This is a genomic window from Knoellia tibetensis, assembly GCF_048606415.1.
Lineage (GTDB): Bacteria > Actinomycetota > Actinomycetes > Actinomycetales > Dermatophilaceae > Knoellia > Knoellia tibetensis.
Genome location: NZ_JBMBWF010000001.1, coordinates 1,825,032 through 1,844,097 on the forward strand (window position 1 = coordinate 1,825,032; position 19,066 = coordinate 1,844,097).

The 19,066-nt window shown below is 72.2% G+C and carries 19 protein-coding genes; 9 read left to right on the top strand and 10 right to left on the bottom strand.

Annotated elements, in window-relative coordinates; translation table 11 throughout:
* Positions 1–24 precede the first annotated feature (24 nt).
* The gene (locus ACOJV7_RS08400) at positions 25–555 is read right to left on the bottom strand and encodes an OsmC family protein (RefSeq protein ID WP_420189680.1); all 531 of its coding nucleotides are present in this window, start codon (positions 553–555) and stop codon (positions 25–27) included.
* A gap of 50 nt (positions 556–605) precedes the next feature.
* Positions 606–1,343, bottom strand: coding sequence for an AIM24 family protein (locus ACOJV7_RS08405; protein ID WP_420189681.1), 738 nt, complete (start codon positions 1,341–1,343; stop codon positions 606–608).
* 129 nt (positions 1,344–1,472) lie between these two features.
* Between ACOJV7_RS08405 and ACOJV7_RS08410 the strand changes: the two genes are divergently transcribed.
* A complete protein-coding gene (locus ACOJV7_RS08410) occupies positions 1,473–2,024 on the top strand; it encodes a hypothetical protein (protein ID WP_420189682.1) in 552 nt (183 codons plus the stop codon).
* A gap of 23 nt (positions 2,025–2,047) precedes the next feature.
* Here ACOJV7_RS08410 and ACOJV7_RS08415 read toward each other — a convergent pair whose 3' ends face one another.
* A complete protein-coding gene (locus ACOJV7_RS08415) occupies positions 2,048–2,788 on the bottom strand; it encodes a GntR family transcriptional regulator (RefSeq protein WP_420189683.1) in 741 nt (246 codons plus the stop codon).
* Positions 2,789–2,877: 89 nt separating this feature from the next.
* On the opposite strand from ACOJV7_RS08415, the gene ACOJV7_RS08420 reads away from it, so the two are divergent.
* From ACOJV7_RS08420 to ACOJV7_RS08455, 8 genes are all read left to right on the top strand, one after another.
* Positions 2,878–3,906: a Gfo/Idh/MocA family protein gene (locus ACOJV7_RS08420; RefSeq protein ID WP_420189684.1), complete on the top strand. Its 1,029-nt coding sequence runs from the start codon at positions 2,878–2,880 to the stop codon at positions 3,904–3,906.
* A gap of 79 nt (positions 3,907–3,985) precedes the next feature.
* The gene (locus tag ACOJV7_RS08425; protein WP_420189685.1) at positions 3,986–4,960 is read left to right on the top strand and encodes a TIM barrel protein; all 975 of its coding nucleotides are present in this window, start codon (positions 3,986–3,988) and stop codon (positions 4,958–4,960) included.
* Positions 4,953–5,927, top strand: a complete 975-nt coding sequence (gene iolC / locus ACOJV7_RS08430) for a 5-dehydro-2-deoxygluconokinase (protein ID WP_420189686.1) — start codon at positions 4,953–4,955, stop codon at positions 5,925–5,927. Before ACOJV7_RS08425 ends, iolC begins: the two co-directional genes overlap by 8 nt.
* Positions 5,927–6,805: a Cgl0159 family (beta/alpha)8-fold protein gene (locus ACOJV7_RS08435; protein ID WP_420189687.1), complete on the top strand. Its 879-nt coding sequence runs from the start codon at positions 5,927–5,929 to the stop codon at positions 6,803–6,805. Before iolC ends, ACOJV7_RS08435 begins: the two co-directional genes overlap by 1 nt.
* Positions 6,802–7,668 carry a 5-deoxy-glucuronate isomerase gene (iolB, locus tag ACOJV7_RS08440; protein ID WP_420189688.1) on the top strand — a complete coding sequence of 289 codons (867 nt, stop codon included), beginning with the start codon at positions 6,802–6,804 and terminating at the stop codon, positions 7,666–7,668. Before ACOJV7_RS08435 ends, iolB begins: the two co-directional genes overlap by 4 nt.
* A gap of 14 nt (positions 7,669–7,682) precedes the next feature.
* Positions 7,683–9,626, top strand: a complete 1,944-nt coding sequence (gene iolD, locus ACOJV7_RS08445) for a 3D-(3,5/4)-trihydroxycyclohexane-1,2-dione acylhydrolase (decyclizing) (protein ID WP_420190392.1) — start codon at positions 7,683–7,685, stop codon at positions 9,624–9,626.
* Positions 9,623–10,696 carry a Gfo/Idh/MocA family protein gene (locus ACOJV7_RS08450; protein ID WP_420189689.1) on the top strand — a complete coding sequence of 358 codons (1,074 nt, stop codon included), beginning with the start codon at positions 9,623–9,625 and terminating at the stop codon, positions 10,694–10,696. Before iolD ends, ACOJV7_RS08450 begins: the two co-directional genes overlap by 4 nt.
* Positions 10,693–12,195 carry a CoA-acylating methylmalonate-semialdehyde dehydrogenase gene (locus ACOJV7_RS08455; protein WP_420189690.1) on the top strand — a complete coding sequence of 501 codons (1,503 nt, stop codon included), beginning with the start codon at positions 10,693–10,695 and terminating at the stop codon, positions 12,193–12,195. Before ACOJV7_RS08450 ends, ACOJV7_RS08455 begins: the two co-directional genes overlap by 4 nt.
* 111 nt (positions 12,196–12,306) lie before the next feature.
* Here ACOJV7_RS08455 and ACOJV7_RS08460 read toward each other — a convergent pair whose 3' ends face one another.
* From ACOJV7_RS08460 to ACOJV7_RS08490, 7 genes are read right to left on the bottom strand one after another with little or no spacing between them, the layout of a single operon-like run.
* A complete protein-coding gene (locus tag ACOJV7_RS08460; RefSeq protein WP_420189691.1) occupies positions 12,307–12,801 on the bottom strand; it encodes a DUF427 domain-containing protein in 495 nt (164 codons plus the stop codon).
* Positions 12,798–13,124: a monovalent cation/H(+) antiporter subunit G gene (gene mnhG / locus ACOJV7_RS08465; protein ID WP_420189692.1), complete on the bottom strand. Its 327-nt coding sequence runs from the start codon at positions 13,122–13,124 to the stop codon at positions 12,798–12,800. Before mnhG ends, ACOJV7_RS08460 begins: the two co-directional genes overlap by 4 nt.
* The gene (locus ACOJV7_RS08470; RefSeq protein ID WP_420189693.1) at positions 13,121–13,414 is read right to left on the bottom strand and encodes an MrpF/PhaF family protein; all 294 of its coding nucleotides are present in this window, start codon (positions 13,412–13,414) and stop codon (positions 13,121–13,123) included. The genes mnhG and ACOJV7_RS08470 overlap by 4 nt, the downstream gene beginning before the upstream one ends.
* Positions 13,411–13,938, bottom strand: a complete 528-nt coding sequence (locus tag ACOJV7_RS08475; protein ID WP_420189694.1) for a Na+/H+ antiporter subunit E — start codon at positions 13,936–13,938, stop codon at positions 13,411–13,413. The genes ACOJV7_RS08470 and ACOJV7_RS08475 overlap by 4 nt, the downstream gene beginning before the upstream one ends.
* Positions 13,935–15,539 (bottom strand): Na+/H+ antiporter subunit D, encoded by a 1,605-nt coding sequence (locus ACOJV7_RS08480; RefSeq protein ID WP_420189695.1) that lies wholly within the window; start codon positions 15,537–15,539, stop codon positions 13,935–13,937. Before ACOJV7_RS08480 ends, ACOJV7_RS08475 begins: the two co-directional genes overlap by 4 nt.
* Entirely contained in the window at positions 15,536–16,198 is a 663-nt protein-coding gene (locus tag ACOJV7_RS08485; protein ID WP_420189696.1) for a Na(+)/H(+) antiporter subunit C, read from the bottom strand. Before ACOJV7_RS08485 ends, ACOJV7_RS08480 begins: the two co-directional genes overlap by 4 nt.
* Positions 16,198–19,056 (bottom strand): Na+/H+ antiporter subunit A, encoded by a 2,859-nt coding sequence (locus ACOJV7_RS08490; RefSeq protein WP_420189697.1) that lies wholly within the window; start codon positions 19,054–19,056, stop codon positions 16,198–16,200. The genes ACOJV7_RS08485 and ACOJV7_RS08490 overlap by 1 nt, the downstream gene beginning before the upstream one ends.
* Positions 19,057–19,066 lie beyond the last annotated feature (10 nt).

Here is a 19,066-nt window from a genome sequence, read left to right on the forward strand (position 1 = left end):
GTCCGAGTGCGGGTTCGGCGACGGTCAGCGCCGGCTGCGGCGCACGGTGATCGTCGGAGGGACGGCCAGGCTCTGCCCCACGACGCAGTAGCGCTCGGTGGCCGCGGCGAGTCGGGCGAGGGTCTCGTCGTCCGCCTCGGACTCGACCGTCGCGGTGATGGTGATGCCCGTGATGCCGACGGGGACGTCCCGGTCGACGCCGAGGGTCCCGCGCGCGTCGAACTCGGCGTCGGCTCGCAGCGTCGCCGCGCGCAGGTTGAGGCCCATGGCGGTCGCCACCGAGCGCATCGTCACGCCGGCGCAGGCGAGGACGGCCTCGAGGAGCATGTCGCCGGAGCAGGCGTCGTCGCCGTCACCGCCGGTGGCGGGATGCAGGCCCGCGCGCGTGCGGCCCGACCAGACGTCGACGCTCGTCGTGATCCCGGGGTCACGCCAGTCGGCGCGAGCGGTGAGGTGGACGACGGCCTCGTCCGGCTCCTCCCGGTAGAGCTCCTTGAGGGGCGCCTGGATGGCACGGAGGGTCGCAGCGTCCATCGGCTCGTGAAGCTCGCGCATGGGGGAAGTGTGCCGCAGCGCCGTCGTCCCGACGGCCCCGCTCCTCGGGGTCAGTTGCCCAGGAGGTTGCCCAGCCCGCCCGCGAGCCCACCCTGCGACTGGCCGGACTGCGCGTGGCTGCCCTGCTGCACCGACTCGCTCGGCTGGACGAGGACGTAGCCCTCGCCGGAGAAGGCCATCTGGAGCATCTCGCCGGACCCGCCGCGCAGCATCGAGCCGAGGCCACCGGTGTCGACGCGGATGTCGCTGCGCACCCCGGCGGTCCACAGGACGACGGACTGGGCGTCGGCGAAGGTGTTGCCGCCGGCGACGTTGAGGGCGACCGGCTCGCCCTCGGTCGTGACGGCGACGTAGCCGGTGCCGCGCAGCGAGACGTTGTAGAGGCCACCGGTCATCGCCGCCCCGCGAGCCTGGATCCGGTGGATGTCCCAGTCGATCGAGCCGGAGAAGGCCAGGACGTTGTTGCCGTTGACCGACACCATGTCGTCCTGGAGGTAGATCACCTGGACGTCCTTGGCGAGGTCGGCGACGAACAGCTCGCCCTGCCCCTCGCACTTCATGACGCTCACGCCCTCGCCGGTCATCGCGGACTTGACGAACTTCGCCACCCCACCGCTGCCGGTGTTCTGGAAGCGGACGTTGCCCTGGTAGGCGACCATGCTCCCCGTCTTGGCCCAGACGGCGCCGTAGCCCATCTGGATCTTGAGCAGCTTCTTGTTCTGGTGCGAGAACGGGTCCTGAGAGCTGTTCTCCTGGTGGTCGGTGAAGAGCGAGCCGTGGATGGCCATCGTCGGGACCCCTGTCCTGTGCCGTCGCCGGCCCGGGGTCACGCCGCCCGTGCCCCTCGGATGTCCGACGTGGATTGTTCCCAAACGTATTCGACGGGTGGGGGCCGGACCTATCGTTTGGAGGAACACGTGGACGACGTGGCGGACCGGCTCCAGGAGGCAGCGGTGGGATTCCTCGACAAGGCCAAGGCGGCGGCGACCGAGCTCTCCGCGAAGGCGGACGCGGCGATGTCGCAGGCCGGGATCACCACCCCGGGCACGGGCGGCACCTCGGCCGGCGCGGACCGGCTGCTGCGCGACCTCGGCGTGCTCGCCTACCTCGAGGCCACCGGCCGCCCTCTGCCCGAGGGGGAGCGCGATCGCGTGATGGCCGGGCTGCAGGAGGCCGAGCAACAGGGCGGGCTCAGCTCCTTCTCGCTGCGGACGACACCGCCCCCGCCGCCCGGCATGGCCGGCGCCGGTGCCGGGATGTCGGGCAGCCCGGTCGCTCCACCCCCGCCGCCCCCGGGCCAGCCGCAGCAGGCGCCGCCCGCGCAGTCCGCACCGCCACCGCCGGCGGCGACGACCCCGCCGCCCCCGCCCGGCGCGTCGGCGCCGCCGCCTCCGCCGGGTCAGGCCCCGTCAACGGATCCCGACCACGGCACGCCCCCACCTCCGCCGCCCCCGCCCGGCTGGTCCTGAGCCGGCCCTGGGCGAGGAAGACGTCAGCGCTCGTCGACCATGAGGTCGATCGTGTAGTCCTCGGCGCGGTAGATGTGGTCGCCGTACTCGACGGCAGCACCCGAGCCGTCGAAGGCCATCCGCGTCATCGTCAGCACCGGCTGCGTGCCGCGGATCCGCAGGTGCTGGCGCTCGGCAGGCGTCGGCATCCGCGCCGAGATCGACTGGTGTGCCACGACGGCGTGCACGCCGCGGGTGCGCAACGCGGCATACAGGCCGGTCGCCTCGAGCTCGTCGCGCGAGATGTCGCCGTATGCCGGCGGGAGCCAGTTGCGCATGACCGCGAGCGGTGCGTCCCCCGCGAGTCTCAGGCGGACGATGGCGAGGAGCGGGGTCTCCGCCGGCAGGTCGAGCGCCGCGGCCGCGGACTCGTCGACGACGGTGTCGTGCTCGAGGAGCGTGGTGCGCGGCGCGCGGCCCTCGCGGGAGAGGTCGTCGTAGAGGCTGCTCAGCGCCACCCGGCGGTGGACCTTGCGGTTGGCGACGGTGGTCCCGAGGCCGCGACGGCGCACGAGCAGGCCCTTGTCGACCATCTCCTGGATCGCCCGGCGCACCGTCGGTCGCGACAGCGAGAGGCGCTGGGCGAGGGCGACCTCGTTCTCGAACGGGTCGCCCGGTTGGAGGCGGCCGTCGGTGATCGCGGCGCACAGCTGCTCGGACAGCTGGTGGTAGAGCGGGACCGGCGAGGTCCGGTCGATGCTCACGTCCACGAGCTGTGCCGTCATGCCGGGAAGGGTAGCGAAGCAAGGGGCAAATGACCATATGTCCGGACAAAGGTTGACAGGAGGGTGAGCGGAGCGGAACAGTTCTCGGCATGAGGATCGGACTGGCCGGTGTGGGCCGCATCGGCGCCTTCCACGCGAGCACCCTCTCCGGGCTCGACGCCGTCGACGAGGTGGTCGTCGCCGACCTCGACTCCTCGCTCGCCGCGCGCGTCGCGACCGAGCAGGGCCTGCGCCACGCGCCCGACATCGACACCCTCCTCGGCTCCGGTCTCGACGCCTTCGTCATCACGACGGCGACCACGGCGCACGCCGCGCTGCTGCGCCAGGCGCTCGCGGCCGGCATACCGACGTTCTGCGAGAAGCCGGTCGCCGCGACGCTCGACGAGACCATCGCGCTCGCCGAGCTGAGCGAGGCGACCGACACCCCCGTCCACATCGGGTTCCAGCGCCGGTTCGATGCGGGCTACCGGCGCGCGCAGGCCGCCGTCGCGTCCGGCGAGCTCGGCACGGTCCACGCCCTGCGAGCGCTCACCCACGACCAGGAGCCGCCGCACGCGGCCTACATCCCGACGAGCGGCGGCATCTTCCGCGACTGCTCGGTGCACGACTTCGACATCGTCCGGTTCGTCACCGGTCACGAGGTCGCGACCGTCTATGCGACCGGCGAGAACAAGGGCGCCGAGTTCTTCGGCGCGGCCGGTGACGTCGACACCGCCGCCGCGGTCCTCACCCTCGACGACGGCACCCTCGTCACCGCGACGGCGACCCGCTACAGCGGTGGTGGGCACGACGTCCGCCTCGAGGTCATGGGGTCGGCGGGCAGCATCGCCGTCGGCCTCGACGACTCGCTCGCGCTGCGCTCGGCCGAGGAGGGAGCGACCTTCCCCGCCGGCCCGCCGCACCGCTCCTTCATGGAGCGCTTCCTCGCGGCCTACCGCGCCGAGCTCACCGCGTTCTGCGACGTCGCTGCGGGCCGCACCCCGAGCCCGTGCACGGTCCGGGACGCGCTCCAGGCGTTCCGCACCGCCGAGGCGTGCGAGCTCTCGAGGGCAGAGCGCCGCGTCGTCGCCATGTCCGAGATCCCCGATGCCCCCGTCCGAGCGAAGGCCACCGCATGAGCACCCCACGAAGTTCCGCCCACGCGAAGCGTGGGACCCGCCCCGCTGCGCTCCTCCAGATACTTCGCGGGGACCCCGCATGAGCACCCCGACCCCGACCGCCCGCGCCCCGCTCGCCGAGCGGATCGCAGGCGCCCCCATCTCGTGGGGCGTGTGCGAGGTGCCGAACTGGGGCCACCAGCTCGACCCCGACACCGTGCTGCGCGAGATGCGCGAGGTGGGGATCGTCGCCACCGAGTTCGGCCCCGACGGGTTCCTGCCCGACGAGCCGGTCGCCAAGGCCGAGGCCCTCGACGCCGCGGGGCTCAAGGCGGTGGGGCAGTTCGTGCCCGCCGTCCTCCACGACCCCGGTCACGACCCACTGCCCGAGGTCGAGACGGCGATGGAGGCGCTCACCGTCGCCGGTGCGACGACCGTCGTCATCGCCGCCGCGACGGGGGTCGAGGGCTACGACGCCCGGCCGGAGCTCGACGACACGCAGTGGGACACGCTGCTGCAGAACCTCGACCTCATCACCGCCGCCGCCGAGGCGCGCGGCCTCACGGCGACCCTCCACCCGCACGTCGGCACCCTCGTCGAGTCGGGCGAGGAGACCGAGCGGGTCCTCGCCGGCTCGCGCATCGGACTCTGCCTCGACACCGGCCACCTCCTCATCGGCGGCGGCGACCCGGTCGCCATCGCGCGCAGCCACCCGGACCGCATCGGCCACGTCCACCTCAAGGACGTCCGGCTCGACGTCGCCGGCCGCGTGCGGTCGGGCGACCTCGCCTACACCGAGGGGGTCGCCGAGGGGATGTACGTCCCGCTCGGCGAGGGTGACGTCGACGTCGCCGCGATCGTCGGCTCGCTCGAGGACGCCGGGTATGCCGGGTGGTACGTCCTCGAGCAGGACACCATCCTCACCGGCCCGCCGTCGCAGACCGGGGTCGACCCGCTGGCGGACGTACGCATGTCGCTCGACTTCGTCCGCAACGTCCGCACCTCCGGTGGCCAGGGCGTCACCTCGCCGGACGCAACGGGTGCGGTGGGCACCTCGGGGCGCAGCGATGGGTGAGCGAACGGCATACGACCTCGTGGCGATCGGGCGGACGGGAGTCGACATCTATCCCCTCCAGCACGGTGTGGGGCTCGAGGACGTCTCGACCTTCCAGAAGTTCCTCGGTGGCAGCGCGACCAACGTCGCGGTGGCCGCGGCGCGGCACGGACGGCGCGTGAGCCTCGTGACGAAGGTCGGGCCGGACGCGTTCGGGCGCTACGTGCGAGCCGAGGCCGAGCGGCTCGGGATCGACCCGGTCCACATCAGCGCGATCGACGGTGATCCCGGCCGGGTGCCGCCGACGCCGGTGACGCTGTGCGAGGTGCACCCGCCGGACGACTTCCCGCTCACCTTCTACCGCTACCCGACGGCGCCGGACCTCCTCGTCGAGCCGACCGAGGCGATCCTCGAGGACGTGCGGGACGCTCGCGTGCACTGGTCGACGGTGACAGGACTCTCCCAGGAGCCGTCTCGCGCAACGCACTTCACTCTCTGGAAGGAGCGCGGGCGGCGCGAGCACACGATCCTCGACCTCGACTACCGCCCGATGTTCTGGGAGTCCGCCGCCGAGGCCACCACCCAGGTCGAGCGCGCGCTCGAGCACGTGACGATCGCCATCGGCAACCGCGAGGAGTGCGAGGTCGCCGTCGGCGAGACCGACCCCCAGCGGGCGGCCGACGCCCTGCTCGACCGTGGGCTCGAGCTCGCCGTCGTCAAGCAGGGACCGCGCGGCGTGCTCGCCGCCACCCGCGACGAGCGGGTCGAGGTCGCGCCCTTCCACGTCGAGGTCGTCAACGGCCTCGGCGCCGGCGACGCCTTCGGTGGCGCCTTCGTCCACGGGCTGCTCTCCGGCTGGGATCTGCGCCGCACCCTCGAGTTCGCCAACGTGGCCGGGGCGATCGTCGCCGGACGGCTCGAGTGCTCGACCGCCATGCCCACGACCGACGAGGTCGAGGACGCGCTGCGACCGGTGGGGACCGTCTGATGAACGTCGCCGAGCTCACGCGTGTCCGCGCCACCGACCCCGGCCGCATCGCCAAGGCCTGGAGCGAGCGCCGTCGCCGGCCGCTCGTCGCCGACGACGGACGGATGCTCCTCGTCGCGGCCGACCACCCGGCGCGTGGCGCGCTGGGCGTGCGAGGTGACGTCACGGCCATGGCGAGCCGCAGCGAGCTGCTCGACCGGCTCGTCACCGCCCTCTCGCGTCCCGGGGTCGACGGCGTTCTCGGCACCCCCGACATCCTCGACGACCTGCTCCTGCTCGGCGCCCTCGACGACAAGGTCGCCATCGGCTCGATGAACCGCGGCGGTCTCCAGGGCGCCGTCTTCGAGCTCGACGACCGGTTCACCGCCTACACCGCGGCCGAGCTCGCGGCTCGGGGCATCGACGGCGGCAAGATGCTCACCCGCATCTGCCTCGGTGACGCAGGCACGGCGGCGACGCTGGAGGCGAGCGCTCGTGCCGTCACCGACCTCGCCGCCCACGGGCTCATGGCGATGGTCGAGCCCTTCCTCTCGGTCGTCGAGGACGGACGCGTCCGCAACCTGCTCGACCCCGACTCGACGATCGCCTCGATCGCCATCGCGAGCGGCCTCGGGGCGAGCAGCGCCCACACCTGGCTCAAGCTGCCCGTCGTCGACGACCTCGCCCGGGTCATGGACGCGACGACGCTGCCCACGCTGCTCCTCGGTGGCGACCCGCAGGGCGACCCGCACGACACGTATGCCGCGTGGTCCGACGCGCTCTCGCTCCCGTCGGTGTCCGGTCTCGTCGTCGGACGCGCCCTCCTCTATCCGCCTGACGGCGACGTCGCCGGGGCCGTCGACATCGCCTCGGAGCTCGTCCACGGGGGTCGGTCATGACGCGCTCCGGCGTCGGCGCCGACAACGCCCGCTGGGTCCGCCGGCTCGGCGAGGCCTCCGACGGCGACTTCGCCGTCGCCATCACGGACGCGGTGGACGGCTGGCAGCACACCTCGCTGCGGGTGGCGCACCTCGAGGCCGGTGGCGCGATCGAGCACGACACCGGCGACGAGGAGCTCGTCGTCGTGCCCCTGTCCGGCTCGGTGACCATCGAGGTCCCGGGCTCCGACCCGATCCGGCTCGACGGGCGGGCGAGCGTCTTCGACGGGCCGAGCGACACGGCATACCTCCCGCGTCGGCGCACGGTCACGGTCCGCGCGAGCGGTGGCCCTGCACGGGTCGCGCTGTGCGGAGCTCGGGCCACGATGGACCGCGAGCCGCGCCGGATCGCCGCCGACGAGGCGGCACCCGAGGCACGTGGCGCGGGCAACGCGAGCCGCGAGGTGCGGGCCTTCGGGCTGCCGCCGGTGCTCGACGCCGACGCGATCCTCGTCTGCGAGGTCATCACGCCGGCCGGCAACTGGAGCTCGTGGCCGCCGCACAAGCACGACGAGGACCGGCCCGGCGTGGAGTCCGAGCTCGAGGAGATCTACTACTTCGAGACGCGCTCGACCGACGCGCGTGGCACCGACCCGGTCGGCTACCAGCGCGTCTACGGCACCGGCGAGCGGCCGATCGACGTCCTCGCCGAGGTCCGCACAGGCGATGTCGTCCTCGTCCCGCACGGCTGGCACGGTCCGGCGATGGCGGCGCCCGACGCCGACCTCTACTACCTCAACGTCATGGCCGGGCCGGGCACGGAGCGGGCCTGGCTCATCACCGACGACCCGGCGCACGCGTGGGTGCGCGAGACGTGGACATGAAGGACATGGAGCAGATGACCGAGACGATCAGGCTCACGGTGGCGCAGGCGACGATCCGGTTCCTCGGCCAGCAGTGGTCTCAGCGCGACGGCGAGCGGCAGCGGCTCTTCGCCGGGTGCCTCGGGATCTTCGGGCACGGCAACGTGGCCGGGATCGGGCAGGCCCTACTTCAGGAGGAGTTGGGAGCGGCGGAGGGCGGTCGTGTCGCCGACCTGCCCTACGTCCTCGTGCGCAACGAGCAGGCGATGGTGCACACGGCCGTCGGCTACGCCCGCCAGCAGGACCGGCTGAGCACGTGGGCGTGCACGGCCTCGGTCGGCCCGGGCTCGACGAACATGCTCACCGGCGCGGCGCTCGCGACGATCAACCGCATCCCGGTGCTGCTCCTGCCCTCGGGCACCTTCGCAACGCGTGTCTCGGCCCCGGTGCTCCAGGAGCTCGAGGCGCCGTATGCCGGTGACGTCACCGTCAACGACGCCTTCCGTCCGCTGTCGCGCTTCTTCGACGAGGTGGTGCGGCCCGAGCAGCTGCCGTCGGCGCTGCTGTCGGCGATGCGCGTCCTCACCGACCCGGCGGAGACCGGCGCGGTGACGATCTCGCTGCCGCAGGACGTGCAGGCCGAGGCGTTCGACTGGCCGGTCGAGCTCTTCGCTGAGCGGGTGTGGCACGTCGCCCGGCCCGTGCCCGAGCCGTCCCGGATCGCGGCGGCGGCCGAGGTCATCAGGTCGGCGCGCAAGCCGCTTCTCGTCGCCGGTGGTGGCGTGCACTACTCGGGTGCCGAGGACGCGCTGGCCGAGTTCGCATCTGCCACAGGAATTCCCGTCGCCGAGACGCAGGCGGGCAAGGGGTCGCTGTTGCACGGCCACGCCCAGCTCGTCGGCGCCGTCGGATCGACCGGAACGACGGCGGCCAACGAGCTCGCCGCAGAGGCCGACGTCGTCATCGGCATCGGCACGCGGTGGAGCGACTTCACCACGGCCTCACGCACGGCCTTCGCGGCGAGCGGCGTTCGCTTCGTCAACGTCAACGTCGCCGGCTTCGACGCCGGCAAACAGTCGGGCCTGTCGGTCGTCGCCGACGCCCGGGAGGCGCTCTCCGCCCTCTCCAAGGCGCTCGACGGCTGGTCGGTGGACGACGCCTACCGTGGGCGGCAGGGCACCCTCTGGGAGCGGTGGGACGAGGCGGTGCGGACGGCATACGAACCGCCGTCGTCGGTCACCGACGCGCTCGCAGACGGACTGCTCACCCAGGCGTCGGTCATCGGCGCCGTCAACGAGCTGAGCGACCCGCGCGACGTCGTCCTCTGCGCCGCCGGGTCGATGCCCGGTGACCTGCACAAGCTGTGGCGGGTGCGCGACCGCAAGGGCTACCACGTCGAGTACGGCTACTCCTGCATGGGCTACGAGGTGCCCGCGTCCATCGGGATCCGGCTCGCCGACCCGACCCGCGACGTCTTCGCGATGGTCGGCGACGGCGGCTACCTCATGATGCCGACCGAGCTCGTCACCGCCGTGCAGGAGCGGGTCAAGGTCGTCGTCGTCCTCGTGCAGAACCACGGGTTCCACTCGATCGGGTCGCTCTCCGAGGGGCTGGGGTCGCAGCGCTTCGGCACCGCCTACCGCATGCGCGGCGAGGGCTCGCACCGGCTCGACGGCGACGTCCTGCCCGTCGACCTCGCCGCCAACGCCCGCAGCCTCGGCGCCCACGTCATCGAGGTGCACTCGCGCGAGGAGCTCGCCGACGCGATCGCCGCGGCCAAGGCCTGGCCGAGTGACGGTGGCCCGGTCGTCATCCACGTCGAGACCGACCCGCGGGTCTTCGCGCCCGACAGTGAGAGCTGGTGGGACGTCCCGGTCGCCGAGGTGAGCGACCTCGCCTCGACGCAGTCGGCGCGTGCGGGCTACGACAAGCACAAGCAGGACCAGCGGTCCTTCCTCGCCCCGGGCGAGCGGTCATGAGCCGCCCCCTGCGGGTCGGCGTCGTCGGCGTCGGGATCATGGGCGCCGACCACGCCGAGCGGCTCGCCCGGCGCACCGCCCGCGCCGAGCTCGTCGCCGTCGCGGACCCCGACGAGGTGCGCGCCAAGGAGCTCGCCACCCGGTTCGACGGGGTGCGATCGCACGGTGACGCCCTCGAGCTCATCGCGTCGGACGACGTCGACGCGGTGGTCCTCGCCTCGCCCGGCTTCGTCCACGAGGAGCAGGTCATCGCCTGCCTCTCCGCCGGCAAGCCGGTGCTCTGCGAGAAGCCGCTGACGATGGACTCGGAGTCGTCGCTGCGCGTCGTGCGCGCCGAGCGCGAGACGGCCGAACGGCTCGGACGCTCGCTCGTGCAGGTGGGGTTCATGCGCCGCTTCGACCGGGAGTACGCGCGGCTGCGCACGGTGCTCACCGACGGCTCCCTCGGTCGGACGCTCCTGCTGCACAACGTCCACCGCAACGCCTCGGTCCCCAACGCCGACTTCCGCTCCGAGATGATCGTGCGTGACAGCCTCGTCCACGAGGTCGACGTCGCCCGCTTCCTCTTCGGCGAGGAGGTCGTCGCCATCCAGGTCCTCTCGCCGTCATCGACCTCGCTCGCCGCCGAGGGCGTCATCGACCCGCAGGTGGCGCTCTTCACGATGGCCGGTGGCGGCATCGTCACCAACGAGGTCTTCGTCAACAGCCAGGTCGGCTACGAGGTGCGGTGCGAGGCCGTCGCCGAGCGCGGGTCCGTCGTCATCGGCCGCCCGTCGTCCGGCGCCTACTCCACGTCGCTCTCCGCCTCCGGGGTCGGCCAGTGGGGCGGCGGCGTCCCGGCGGACTACCGCGAGCGGTTCGCCACGGCATACGACCTCGAGGTCCAGGCGTGGGTCGACTCGGCCCACGCGGGCACGTCCGCGGGCCCGACCGCCTGGGACGGCTACGCCGCCACGGCCGTCTCGACCGCGGGCATGGCCTCGCTCGCCTCGGGCGAGCGCGTCACCGTCGACCTCGCCGACCCCACCACGTTGTCCCACAACGCATCCAGCACGAAGGAACCGTCATGAGCACTGCCACCCGCATCACCCACCACGTCGCCGGCCGGACCTGGGACGGCCCCGTCGGGCGCACCAGCCCGGTCTGGAACCCGGCGACGGGCGAGCAGACCGGCGTCCTCGACCTCGCCACCGCCGACGAGGTCGGGCAGGTCGTCGCGACCGCGAAGGAGGCATGGGCGTCCGGCTGGGGCAGCTCGTCGCTGTCGAAGCGGACGCAGGTGCTCTTCCGCTTCCGCGAGCTGCTCAACGAGCGCAAGGAGGACATCGCGGCGCTCATCACCGCCGAGCACGGCAAGGTGCTCTCGGACGCGCTCGGCGAGGTCACCCGCGGGCTCGAGGTCGTCGAGTTCGCCTGTGGCATCCCGCACCTGCTCAAGGGCGGGTTCACCGAGAACGCCTCGACCAAGGTCGACGTCTACTCGATCCGGCAGTCGCTCGGCGTCGTCGCCGTCATCTCGCCCTTCAACTTCCCGGCGATGGTGCCGCTGTGGTTCGTGCCCGTCGCCATCGCCTGCGGCAACGCCGTCGTCCTCAAGCCGAGCGAGAAGGACCCGTCGGCGGCGGTCGCTGTCGCCGACCTGTGGCGCGAGGCCGGCCTGCCCGACGGCGTGATGAACGTCGTCCACGGTGACAAGGAGGCCGTCGACGCCCTCCTCACCCACCCCGACGTCAAGGCGGTGTCCTTCGTCGGCTCCACGCCGATCGCGCGCTACGTCTACGAGACCGGCACGTCGCACGGCAAGCGGGTGCAGGCCCTCGGCGGCGCCAAGAACCACATGCTCGTCCTGCCCGACGCCGACCTCGACCTCGCCGCCGACGCGGCCGTCAACGCCGGGTTCGGGTCGGCCGGTGAACGCTGCATGGCCATCTCCGCCCTGCTCGCCGTCGAGCCGATCGCCGACGACCTCATCGAGAAGATCAAGGACCGCGTCGGCAAGCTGGTCACCGGTGACGGCACCCGCGGCGCCGACATGGGCCCGCTCGTCACGCAGCAGCACCGCGACAAGGTGGCGTCCTACCTCGACGCCGGGGTCGAGGCCGGCGCCGAGCTCGTCGTCGACGGGCGCGAGGCCGACTTCGACGCCGACGGCGAGGGCTTCTTCCTCGCGCCGACGCTCTTCGACAAGGTGTCGCCGGAGATGTCGGTCTACCAGGACGAGATCTTCGGACCGGTGCTCTCGGTGCTGCGCGTCCAGTCCTACGACGAGGGCCTCGTGCTCATCAACTCCAACCCCTACGGCAACGGCACCGCGATCTTCACCAACGACGGCGGCGCCGCCCGGCGCTTCCAGAACGAGGTCGAGGTCGGCATGGTGGGCATCAACGTGCCGATCCCCGTGCCGATGGCCTACTACTCGTTCGGCGGCTGGAAGAACTCGCTCTTCGGCGACAGCCACGCGCACGGCATGGAGGGCGTGAACTTCTTCACCCGCGGCAAGGTCGTCACCTCGCGCTGGCTCGACCCGAGCCACGGCGGCCTCAACCTCGGCTTCCCCCAGAACACCTGACCGTATGCCGGCCCACGCAGAGCGTGGGTCCCGCGCCCGACTTCTTGCGCAGCGGCGACAGTTTTCGTCCCCAACCGGGGTCGAAAGTGTCGCTCCAGCGCAATAAGTCGGTCACCAGCCCCAGGTGCCGGGTGCTCCCTTGAACGGTCCGACGACGCGGCTCGTGACCCATCCGCCGTAGAAGCCACCCTCCTGCGGCACGACCACCTCGCCGTCGACGCGGCACTCGTCCATCGCGCCCGGCATGACGGCGACGTGGCCGGCGAGCGCCTCGAACCCGGGCCACGGGTCGGGATAGGTCCATGCGGCCGAGCGTGCGACCAATCCCCCGGCGACGACGTCGAAGTAGGCCGCGTCCCCCTTGAACTCGCACCGGGTCGACCCCGCCACCGGCCGCAGCGTGCCGCGTTCGACATCCGACGCGGGCAGGTAGGAGGTCGGCGGGTGGCTCGTCTCGAGCACCCGCAGCGTCCGGGTCGATCGCGCCACGACGACGCCACCGAAGCGGACCTCGACGACCTCGTCGCTCGGCTCGACGCGCGGTGGGCGCGGGTACTCCCACACCGACTCCTGCCCGGGACCCGCGGGCTCCGGCACGGGCCTCATGACGACTCGTCGGCGAGGTCGTCGTGGGTGAGGCGGCTGCGGTCGATGTGGCCCGCGCGCAGCGCCGCCCGGCCGAGCATGTGCGCCGACACCGGCGCGGTGACGAGCTGGAAGATCGCGGCCAGCGCGATGACGGTGAGGGCGCTCCGGTCCTCGACGCGCAGGGCGAGCCCGAGGAGCACGAGGAGGACGCCGAGTGTCTGCGGCTTCGTCGCCGCGTGCATCCGGGTGAGCACGTCGGGGAAGCGGACCAGCCCGATGCCGGCGATGAGGGCGAGGAGCGAGCCGACGACGAGGCAGGCTCCGGCGAGGACGTCGATCATCGGTGCTTCCCCTCTTCGAGGTGCGGCCCGCCGTCACCGTCACGGGCGGCGAAGCGCGCGATGCTCACCGAGCCGAGGAAGCCGACGAGCGAGAGAGCGAGGATGACCGACACCGTGCTCGAGTAGCGCCCCACGGCTGCGTGGACACCGACCGCACCGACGATCGCAGCGACGAAGACGTCGGTGGCGAGGGTCCGGTCGAGCATCGACGGGCCACGCACGACCCGGACGAGGCAGAGGATCCCGCTCGCGGCGAGCAGGACCGCGCAGACGATGCCGACGGCGATCACGAGCGCACTTCCTGGCTGCAGACGGCGTCGCGCTCCTCGCGCGGGGCGAACGCCTTGACGACGCGCTCCTCCTGTTCGAGCACGGACTGGTGGAAGGCGGCGAGGCGCTCGGGCGTGTGGGCGTCCATGACGTGGAGGTAGATCGCGCCCTCCTCGGGCTCGAGCTCGACGAGCAGCGACCCGGGGACGAGGCACACGAGCTCGGAGGTGATGGTCATGACGAGCTCTGAGCGGGTGCGCAGCTGGACCCGCAGGAGCGCGCTCGGGGGTGCCCCCGACGGGCGGAGGGCGAACCACGAGACCTCGACGCTCGCCCTCACGAGGTCCCACAGGAAGCGCACGGCGAGCACGAGCGTCGGCCACGGCCGGATGACCCAGGTCCACGGCGCCCGCGGGAACGGAAAGACGGTGACGACGAGCACCGAGGCGAGGACCCCGCCGACGACGATCGTCGGGGAGACCGCACCCCAGAGCAGGACCCAGATGAGCGTGAGGCCGACGACCATCGGCAGCGGCCCGCTCACGGCTGGTCCCCGAGGACGGCGGAGACGTAGGGCGTGCGCTCGAGGAGCTCGGTGGCGGCGCGGTCGGTGATGCCGAAGAGCGGCCCGGCGAGGACGGTGAGGCCGACGCTGAAGGCGACGAGCAGCACCGTCGGCAGGCCCATGGCCATCGGGAGGCGCTGGGCCTGCTCGACCTTCTGCCACATCGTCGTCATGAGCGTGCCGGCCGAGCTCGAGACGCGGCCACCGCCGTGCAGGGGGCCGTGCGACCAGTCGTCCTCGTCGTCGTGCTCGTGGTCCGCGTCGGGCGCGGGCTGCCAGAACGCGCGGTTCCAGACCTTGGCGATGGCATAGAGGGTGAGCAGGCTCGTGAGGATCGAGGCGGCCACGGCCGTGATCGCGAGCCAGTCGCCGTCGGCGATGCCGGCCTGGCCCAGCGCCACCTTGCCGAGGAACCCGGAGAACGGTGGGATGCCGGCGAGGTTCATCGCAGGGACGAAGAAGACGACCGACAGCACCGGTGCCGACCTCGCCAGCCCGCCGAGCCGGCTGAGGTTCGTCGTGCCGGAGCGGTACTCGATGAGTCCGGCGACGAGGAAGAGCACCGTCTGCACGGTGATGTGGTGGGCGATGTAGAAGATCGCGCCGGAGAGCCCGAGCTGGGTCGCGAAGGCGACGCCGAAGAGCATGTAGCCGATGTGGCTCACGAGCGTGAAGGACAGGATTCGTTTGATGTCCGACTGCGCGACCGCACCGAGGATGCCGATGACCATGGTGAGGATCGAGGCCCACAGCAGCAGCCCGCGGAGGCCGTCTCCGGGGAAGACGAGCGTCTGGATGCGCACGATGGCATAGATGCCGACCTTGGTGAGGAGGCCGGCGAAGACGGCGGTCACGGGAGCGGGCGCCGTCGGGTAGGAGTCCGGCAGCCATGCCGACAGCGGGAAGACCGCGGCCTTGATGCAGAAGGTTGTGAGCAGGAGGAGCTGGAGCATCTGCGCGATCCCCGGCGGCAGGTCCCCGACCCGCCCGGCGAGCTCGGCGAAGCTCACGGTGCCGGTCGCGGCATACACGCAGGAGATGGCGACGAGGAAGATCGCCGACGAGATGAGGCTGACGACGACATAGATCGTGCCGGCACGGATGCGGGCCTCGGTGCCGCCGAGGGTGATGAGGACGAAGCTCGCGGCGAGCAGCACCTCGAACCCGACGAAGAGGTTGAAGAGGTCGGCCGAGAGGAAGGCGTTGGAGACCCCGGCGCTGAGCACGAGGAACGTCGGGTGGAAGACGGACAGCGGTGTCTCGCGGCCGTACTCGACGATGCCCTGCCCGAAGGAGTAGAGCAGGACGCAGAGCGTGACGAAGGTCGAGACGAGCAGCATGAGCGCCGAGAGCCGGTCGGCGATGAGCGAGATGCCGATGTCGGGCCCCCACCCGCCGATCTGCACGGCCTGCGGACCGAACCGGTCGGCTCGCACGAGCAGCGTGGCCGCGGTGACGACGACGGTCGTGAGGACGACGACGGAGATGAGGCGCTGGGCCCGCGCCGAACGCCCGAAGACGAGGCAGAGCCCGGCGCCGAGCAGCGGCAGCAGGACCGGCAGGACGACGATCTGGGTCATCGGTCCCCCTCCGTCACGGGTCGCTCGGTGTGGGTCAGGTCGGGGTCCCGGGGGTCCGCGTGCGCGACTGCCTCGCCCTCGTCGGTGGCCGCGTCCTCCGGCGGCGTATGCCGTGTGGTGTCGCGGTCGCGCGGGTCCACCCACTGCGACCGGGTCGCGGCCGCCTCCTCGTCGGCGTCCTCGGCCTCGATCTCGGCGGCGAGCTCGTCGTCGCTGACCCCGGTCGGCTCGGACGGCTGGTCCTCGCCCTCCTCGTCGGGGACGCCGGCGGCGATGTCGTCGAAGGACGCGGACGGATGGTCGAGGTCGGCCCGCCGGCGCACGAGGTCGTCCTCGAGGTCGTCCTGCACGTCGTCGTGTCCGGTGAGCTGCCACGCGCGGTAGGCGAGCGCGAGGCCGAAGGCGGTGACGCCGAGGGTGATGACGATGGCGGTGAGCACCATCGCCTGGGGCAGCGGGTCGGTCATCTCGCCGCTGCCCATGCCGATGATCGGGGCGTCCCCGGACGGGCCGGAGGCGACGAGGTAGGTGAGGTTGACGCCGTTGCCGAGCATGACGAACCCGATGAGGATGCGGCTGAGGCTGCGCTCGAGCACAAGGACGGTGCCGCAGGCGACGAGCACGACGATCGCGATGACGAGGACGTAGTTGGTGGCCATCAGGCGATCGCCACCTCTCCGGTGTCGGTCTCGACCTCGCCCTTCTCCTCGCCCTGCTTGTCGATGCCGCCACCGAGGCTGCGCAGGACGTCGAGGGAGAGCCCGACGACGACGAGGTAGACGCCGAGGTCGAAGAAGAGCGAGGTGACGAGGTGGACCTCGTAGCCGAAGAGCCCGGTCGGGACGTCGAAGATGCCGCTCTGGAAGGCGTTGTAGCCGAGCAGCGCCGGGACGACGCCCGACAGGGCGGCGATGACGAGACCGGACCCGAGGACGACCCCGGCGTCGACAGGCGCCGCCGAGTCAAGCTCGGCGCGGCCACCGGCGAGGTAGCGGACCATGAGCGCGAGGCCGGCGATGAGTCCGCCGGCGAACCCACCGCCGGGGAGGTTGTGCCCGGCGAAGGTGAGGTAGATCGAGAAGATCATGAGCACCGGGAAGACGATGCGCGCGACGATCTCGAAGACGACGGAGCGGCGACGGTCGGCGATGAGCCCTGCACCGCGCAGCCACCCCTGGTCCGTCGACGTCCGCCCGCGCCGGGCCTCGCGGTGCGAGGTCGCCCGGTCGGTGAGCAGGAAGATGAGGCTGGCGACGCCCGTGGCCGCGACGACGAGCACGGCGAGCTCGCCGAAGGTGTCCCACACGCGGATGTCGACGAGGGTGACGTTGACGATGTTGTTGCCGCCGCCGTAGTCGTAGGCCGGGTCGGCGAAGTCGAGCCCGACCGGGCGGGCCGTGCGGGCATTGGCCGCGAGCAGGGCGTAGCCGCCGACGGCGAGGCCGACGAGGCAGCCCACCGCGACCCGGATCCGCCGGGCCGAGGTGAACGGCCGGTCGGAGAAGAACGGGGGCAGGCGCCGCATGACGAGGACGAACGTCACGACCGAGAAGGTCTCGACGAGCACCTGGGTGAGGGCGAGGTCGGGGGCGCCGTGGGCGACGAAGAGCAGCGCGGTGCCATAGCCCGTGACCCCGACGAGGAGCACGGCCCGCAGCCGGCGACGCGAGCGCACGGTGAGGACCGCGGCGAGCACCACGACGATGACGATCGCGACCTGGAGCAGGTTGTCGGGTCCGCGCAGCCGCACGCCGTCCCACGCCTGTGCGAGGGCGATGCCGGGGATGACGACGAGCACGACGAGGACGATGCCGACGTAGACGGGCAGCGAACCCCGCTGGGTCCGGCCGGTCACCTCGATGGAGAGACGGTCCACCCCACGGATCACCCCGTGGTAGACGAGCTCGGCATCGGGCACGTGCAGGCCCTCGACGACCCGGCGCTGGAGCGCGGCGACGCGGCGCCGCGCGACCCAGAGCAGCAGGCCCGCCGTGATGGCGAGGGCGGACAGCCCGAGCGCCGGGCTGAACCCGTGCCACAGCGTGAGGACGGGCTCGTGGGCCCCGGGAGGGGCGTCACCGGCATACGAGAGAAGGCGTGGCGTGAGGAAGCTCCCCGCGAAGCCGCCGACGAGCGACAAGGCGGCCAGGAGCACGGGGGCGACGACGAAGCCCACCCGCTGGGGCGTCACGGTCGGTGGCGTCACCGACCGGACGCCGAAGGCACCCCAGACGAAGCGTGCGGTGTAGGCGACGGTGAGGGTCGACCCGATGACGAGGCCGACGAGGGCGACCGGCCCCCACACCCCGACGTCGGCGTCCGGTCCGAGGTCGAGGAACGCCGCGAGCGCGGCCTCCTTGGCGGTGAAGCCGAGCAGCGGCGGGATGCCGGCCATCGACGCGGCGGCGACGACGGTGGCGGCGAAGACGACGGGCAGCGAGCGGTGCAGCCCGGTGAGCTCGCGCAGGTCGCGGGTGCCGGTGCTGCGGTCGATGACGCCGACGACGAGGAAGAGCGCCGACTTGAAGAGCGCGTGGCCGAGGACGAGCGCGAGCCCGGCGAACATCGCCGCCCGGGTGCCAGCGCCGACGACGGCGATGAGGAAGCCGAGCTGGCTCACCGTGCCGTAGGCCAACAACAGCTTGATGTCGTGCTGGCGCAGCGCCCGGAGCCCGCCGATGACCATGGTGAGGATGCCGGTCCCGAGGAGCAGCGGTCGCCAGCCGGGGATGTCCGAGAACGCCGGCGCGAGGAGCGCGACGAGGAAGACGCCGGCCTTGACCATCGCCGCAGCGTGCAGGTAGGCGCTCACCGGTGTCGGCGCGGCCATCGCGCCGGGCAGCCAGAAGTGGAACGGCACGAGCGCCGACTTGCTGATCGCGCCGACGAGGATGAGCAGGACCGCGACCGTCGTGGCCGTGCCCTGCGGCGGCGAGGCGAGGATGTCGGAGATGCGCGCGGTGCCGGCCTCGTGCCCGAGCACGAAGAGGCCGAGCAGCATGACGAGCCCGCCGAAGGTCGTGACGATGAGGGCGTTCATCGCGGCCCGGCGGTTGGCCTTGCGCTCCGGGTTGTGCCCGATGAGCAGGAACGACAGGACCGTCGTCAGCTCCCAGAAGACGTAGAGCACGTAGAGGTTGTCGGAGACGACGAGCCCGAGCATCGACCCGGCGAAGGCGGTGAGCACGCTCGAGAAGCGCCACATCTCGCGGTCGCCCTCGCGGAAGTACCACCGGCAGTAGAAGAGGACGAGCGCGCCGACACCGGTGACGACGAGCGCCATGACCGCGTTGAGCGGCGTGAGGGCGAGGTCGATCTGCAGGTCGATCGTCGGGATCCACTGCACCCGCTCGGTGCGGACGTCGCCGTCGAACGCCGCCTCGGCCTGCCCGAGCAGCCAGAGGAACGACCCGAGCGGGACGAGCGCGAGCAGCAGGAAGGTGCGTCGTTCGAGCCGACGCACGAGGGCCGGCGCGATGGCAGCCGCGAGGAAGTGCAGCGTCACGATCGTGATCATGAGTGCCTCC

Bases quoted from the DNA above. Each gene is read 5' to 3' on its own strand.
- ACOJV7_RS08400 (WP_420189680.1), bottom strand. From the start codon at position 555: ATGCGCGAGCTTCACGAGCCGATGGACGCTGCGACCCTCCGTGCCATC.
- ACOJV7_RS08405 (WP_420189681.1), bottom strand. From the start codon at position 1,343: ATGGCCATCCACGGCTCGCTCTTCACCGACCACCAGGAGAACAGCTCT.
- ACOJV7_RS08415 (WP_420189683.1), bottom strand. From the start codon at position 2,788: ATGACGGCACAGCTCGTGGACGTGAGCATCGACCGGACCTCGCCGGTC.
- ACOJV7_RS08420 (WP_420189684.1), top strand. From the start codon at position 2,878: ATGAGGATCGGACTGGCCGGTGTGGGCCGCATCGGCGCCTTCCACGCG.
- ACOJV7_RS08425 (WP_420189685.1), top strand. From the start codon at position 3,986: ATGAGCACCCCGACCCCGACCGCCCGCGCCCCGCTCGCCGAGCGGATC.
- iolC (WP_420189686.1), top strand. From the start codon at position 4,953: ATGGGTGAGCGAACGGCATACGACCTCGTGGCGATCGGGCGGACGGGA.
- ACOJV7_RS08435 (WP_420189687.1), top strand. From the start codon at position 5,927: ATGAACGTCGCCGAGCTCACGCGTGTCCGCGCCACCGACCCCGGCCGC.
- iolB (WP_420189688.1), top strand. From the start codon at position 6,802: ATGACGCGCTCCGGCGTCGGCGCCGACAACGCCCGCTGGGTCCGCCGG.
- iolD (WP_420190392.1), top strand. From the start codon at position 7,683: ATGACCGAGACGATCAGGCTCACGGTGGCGCAGGCGACGATCCGGTTC.
- ACOJV7_RS08450 (WP_420189689.1), top strand. From the start codon at position 9,623: ATGAGCCGCCCCCTGCGGGTCGGCGTCGTCGGCGTCGGGATCATGGGC.
- ACOJV7_RS08455 (WP_420189690.1), top strand. From the start codon at position 10,693: ATGAGCACTGCCACCCGCATCACCCACCACGTCGCCGGCCGGACCTGG.
- ACOJV7_RS08460 (WP_420189691.1), bottom strand. From the start codon at position 12,801: ATGAGGCCCGTGCCGGAGCCCGCGGGTCCCGGGCAGGAGTCGGTGTGG.
- mnhG (WP_420189692.1), bottom strand. From the start codon at position 13,124: ATGATCGACGTCCTCGCCGGAGCCTGCCTCGTCGTCGGCTCGCTCCTC.
- ACOJV7_RS08480 (WP_420189695.1), bottom strand. From the start codon at position 15,539: ATGACCCAGATCGTCGTCCTGCCGGTCCTGCTGCCGCTGCTCGGCGCC.
- ACOJV7_RS08485 (WP_420189696.1), bottom strand. From the start codon at position 16,198: ATGGCCACCAACTACGTCCTCGTCATCGCGATCGTCGTGCTCGTCGCC.
- ACOJV7_RS08490 (WP_420189697.1), bottom strand. From the start codon at position 19,056: ATGATCACGATCGTGACGCTGCACTTCCTCGCGGCTGCCATCGCGCCG.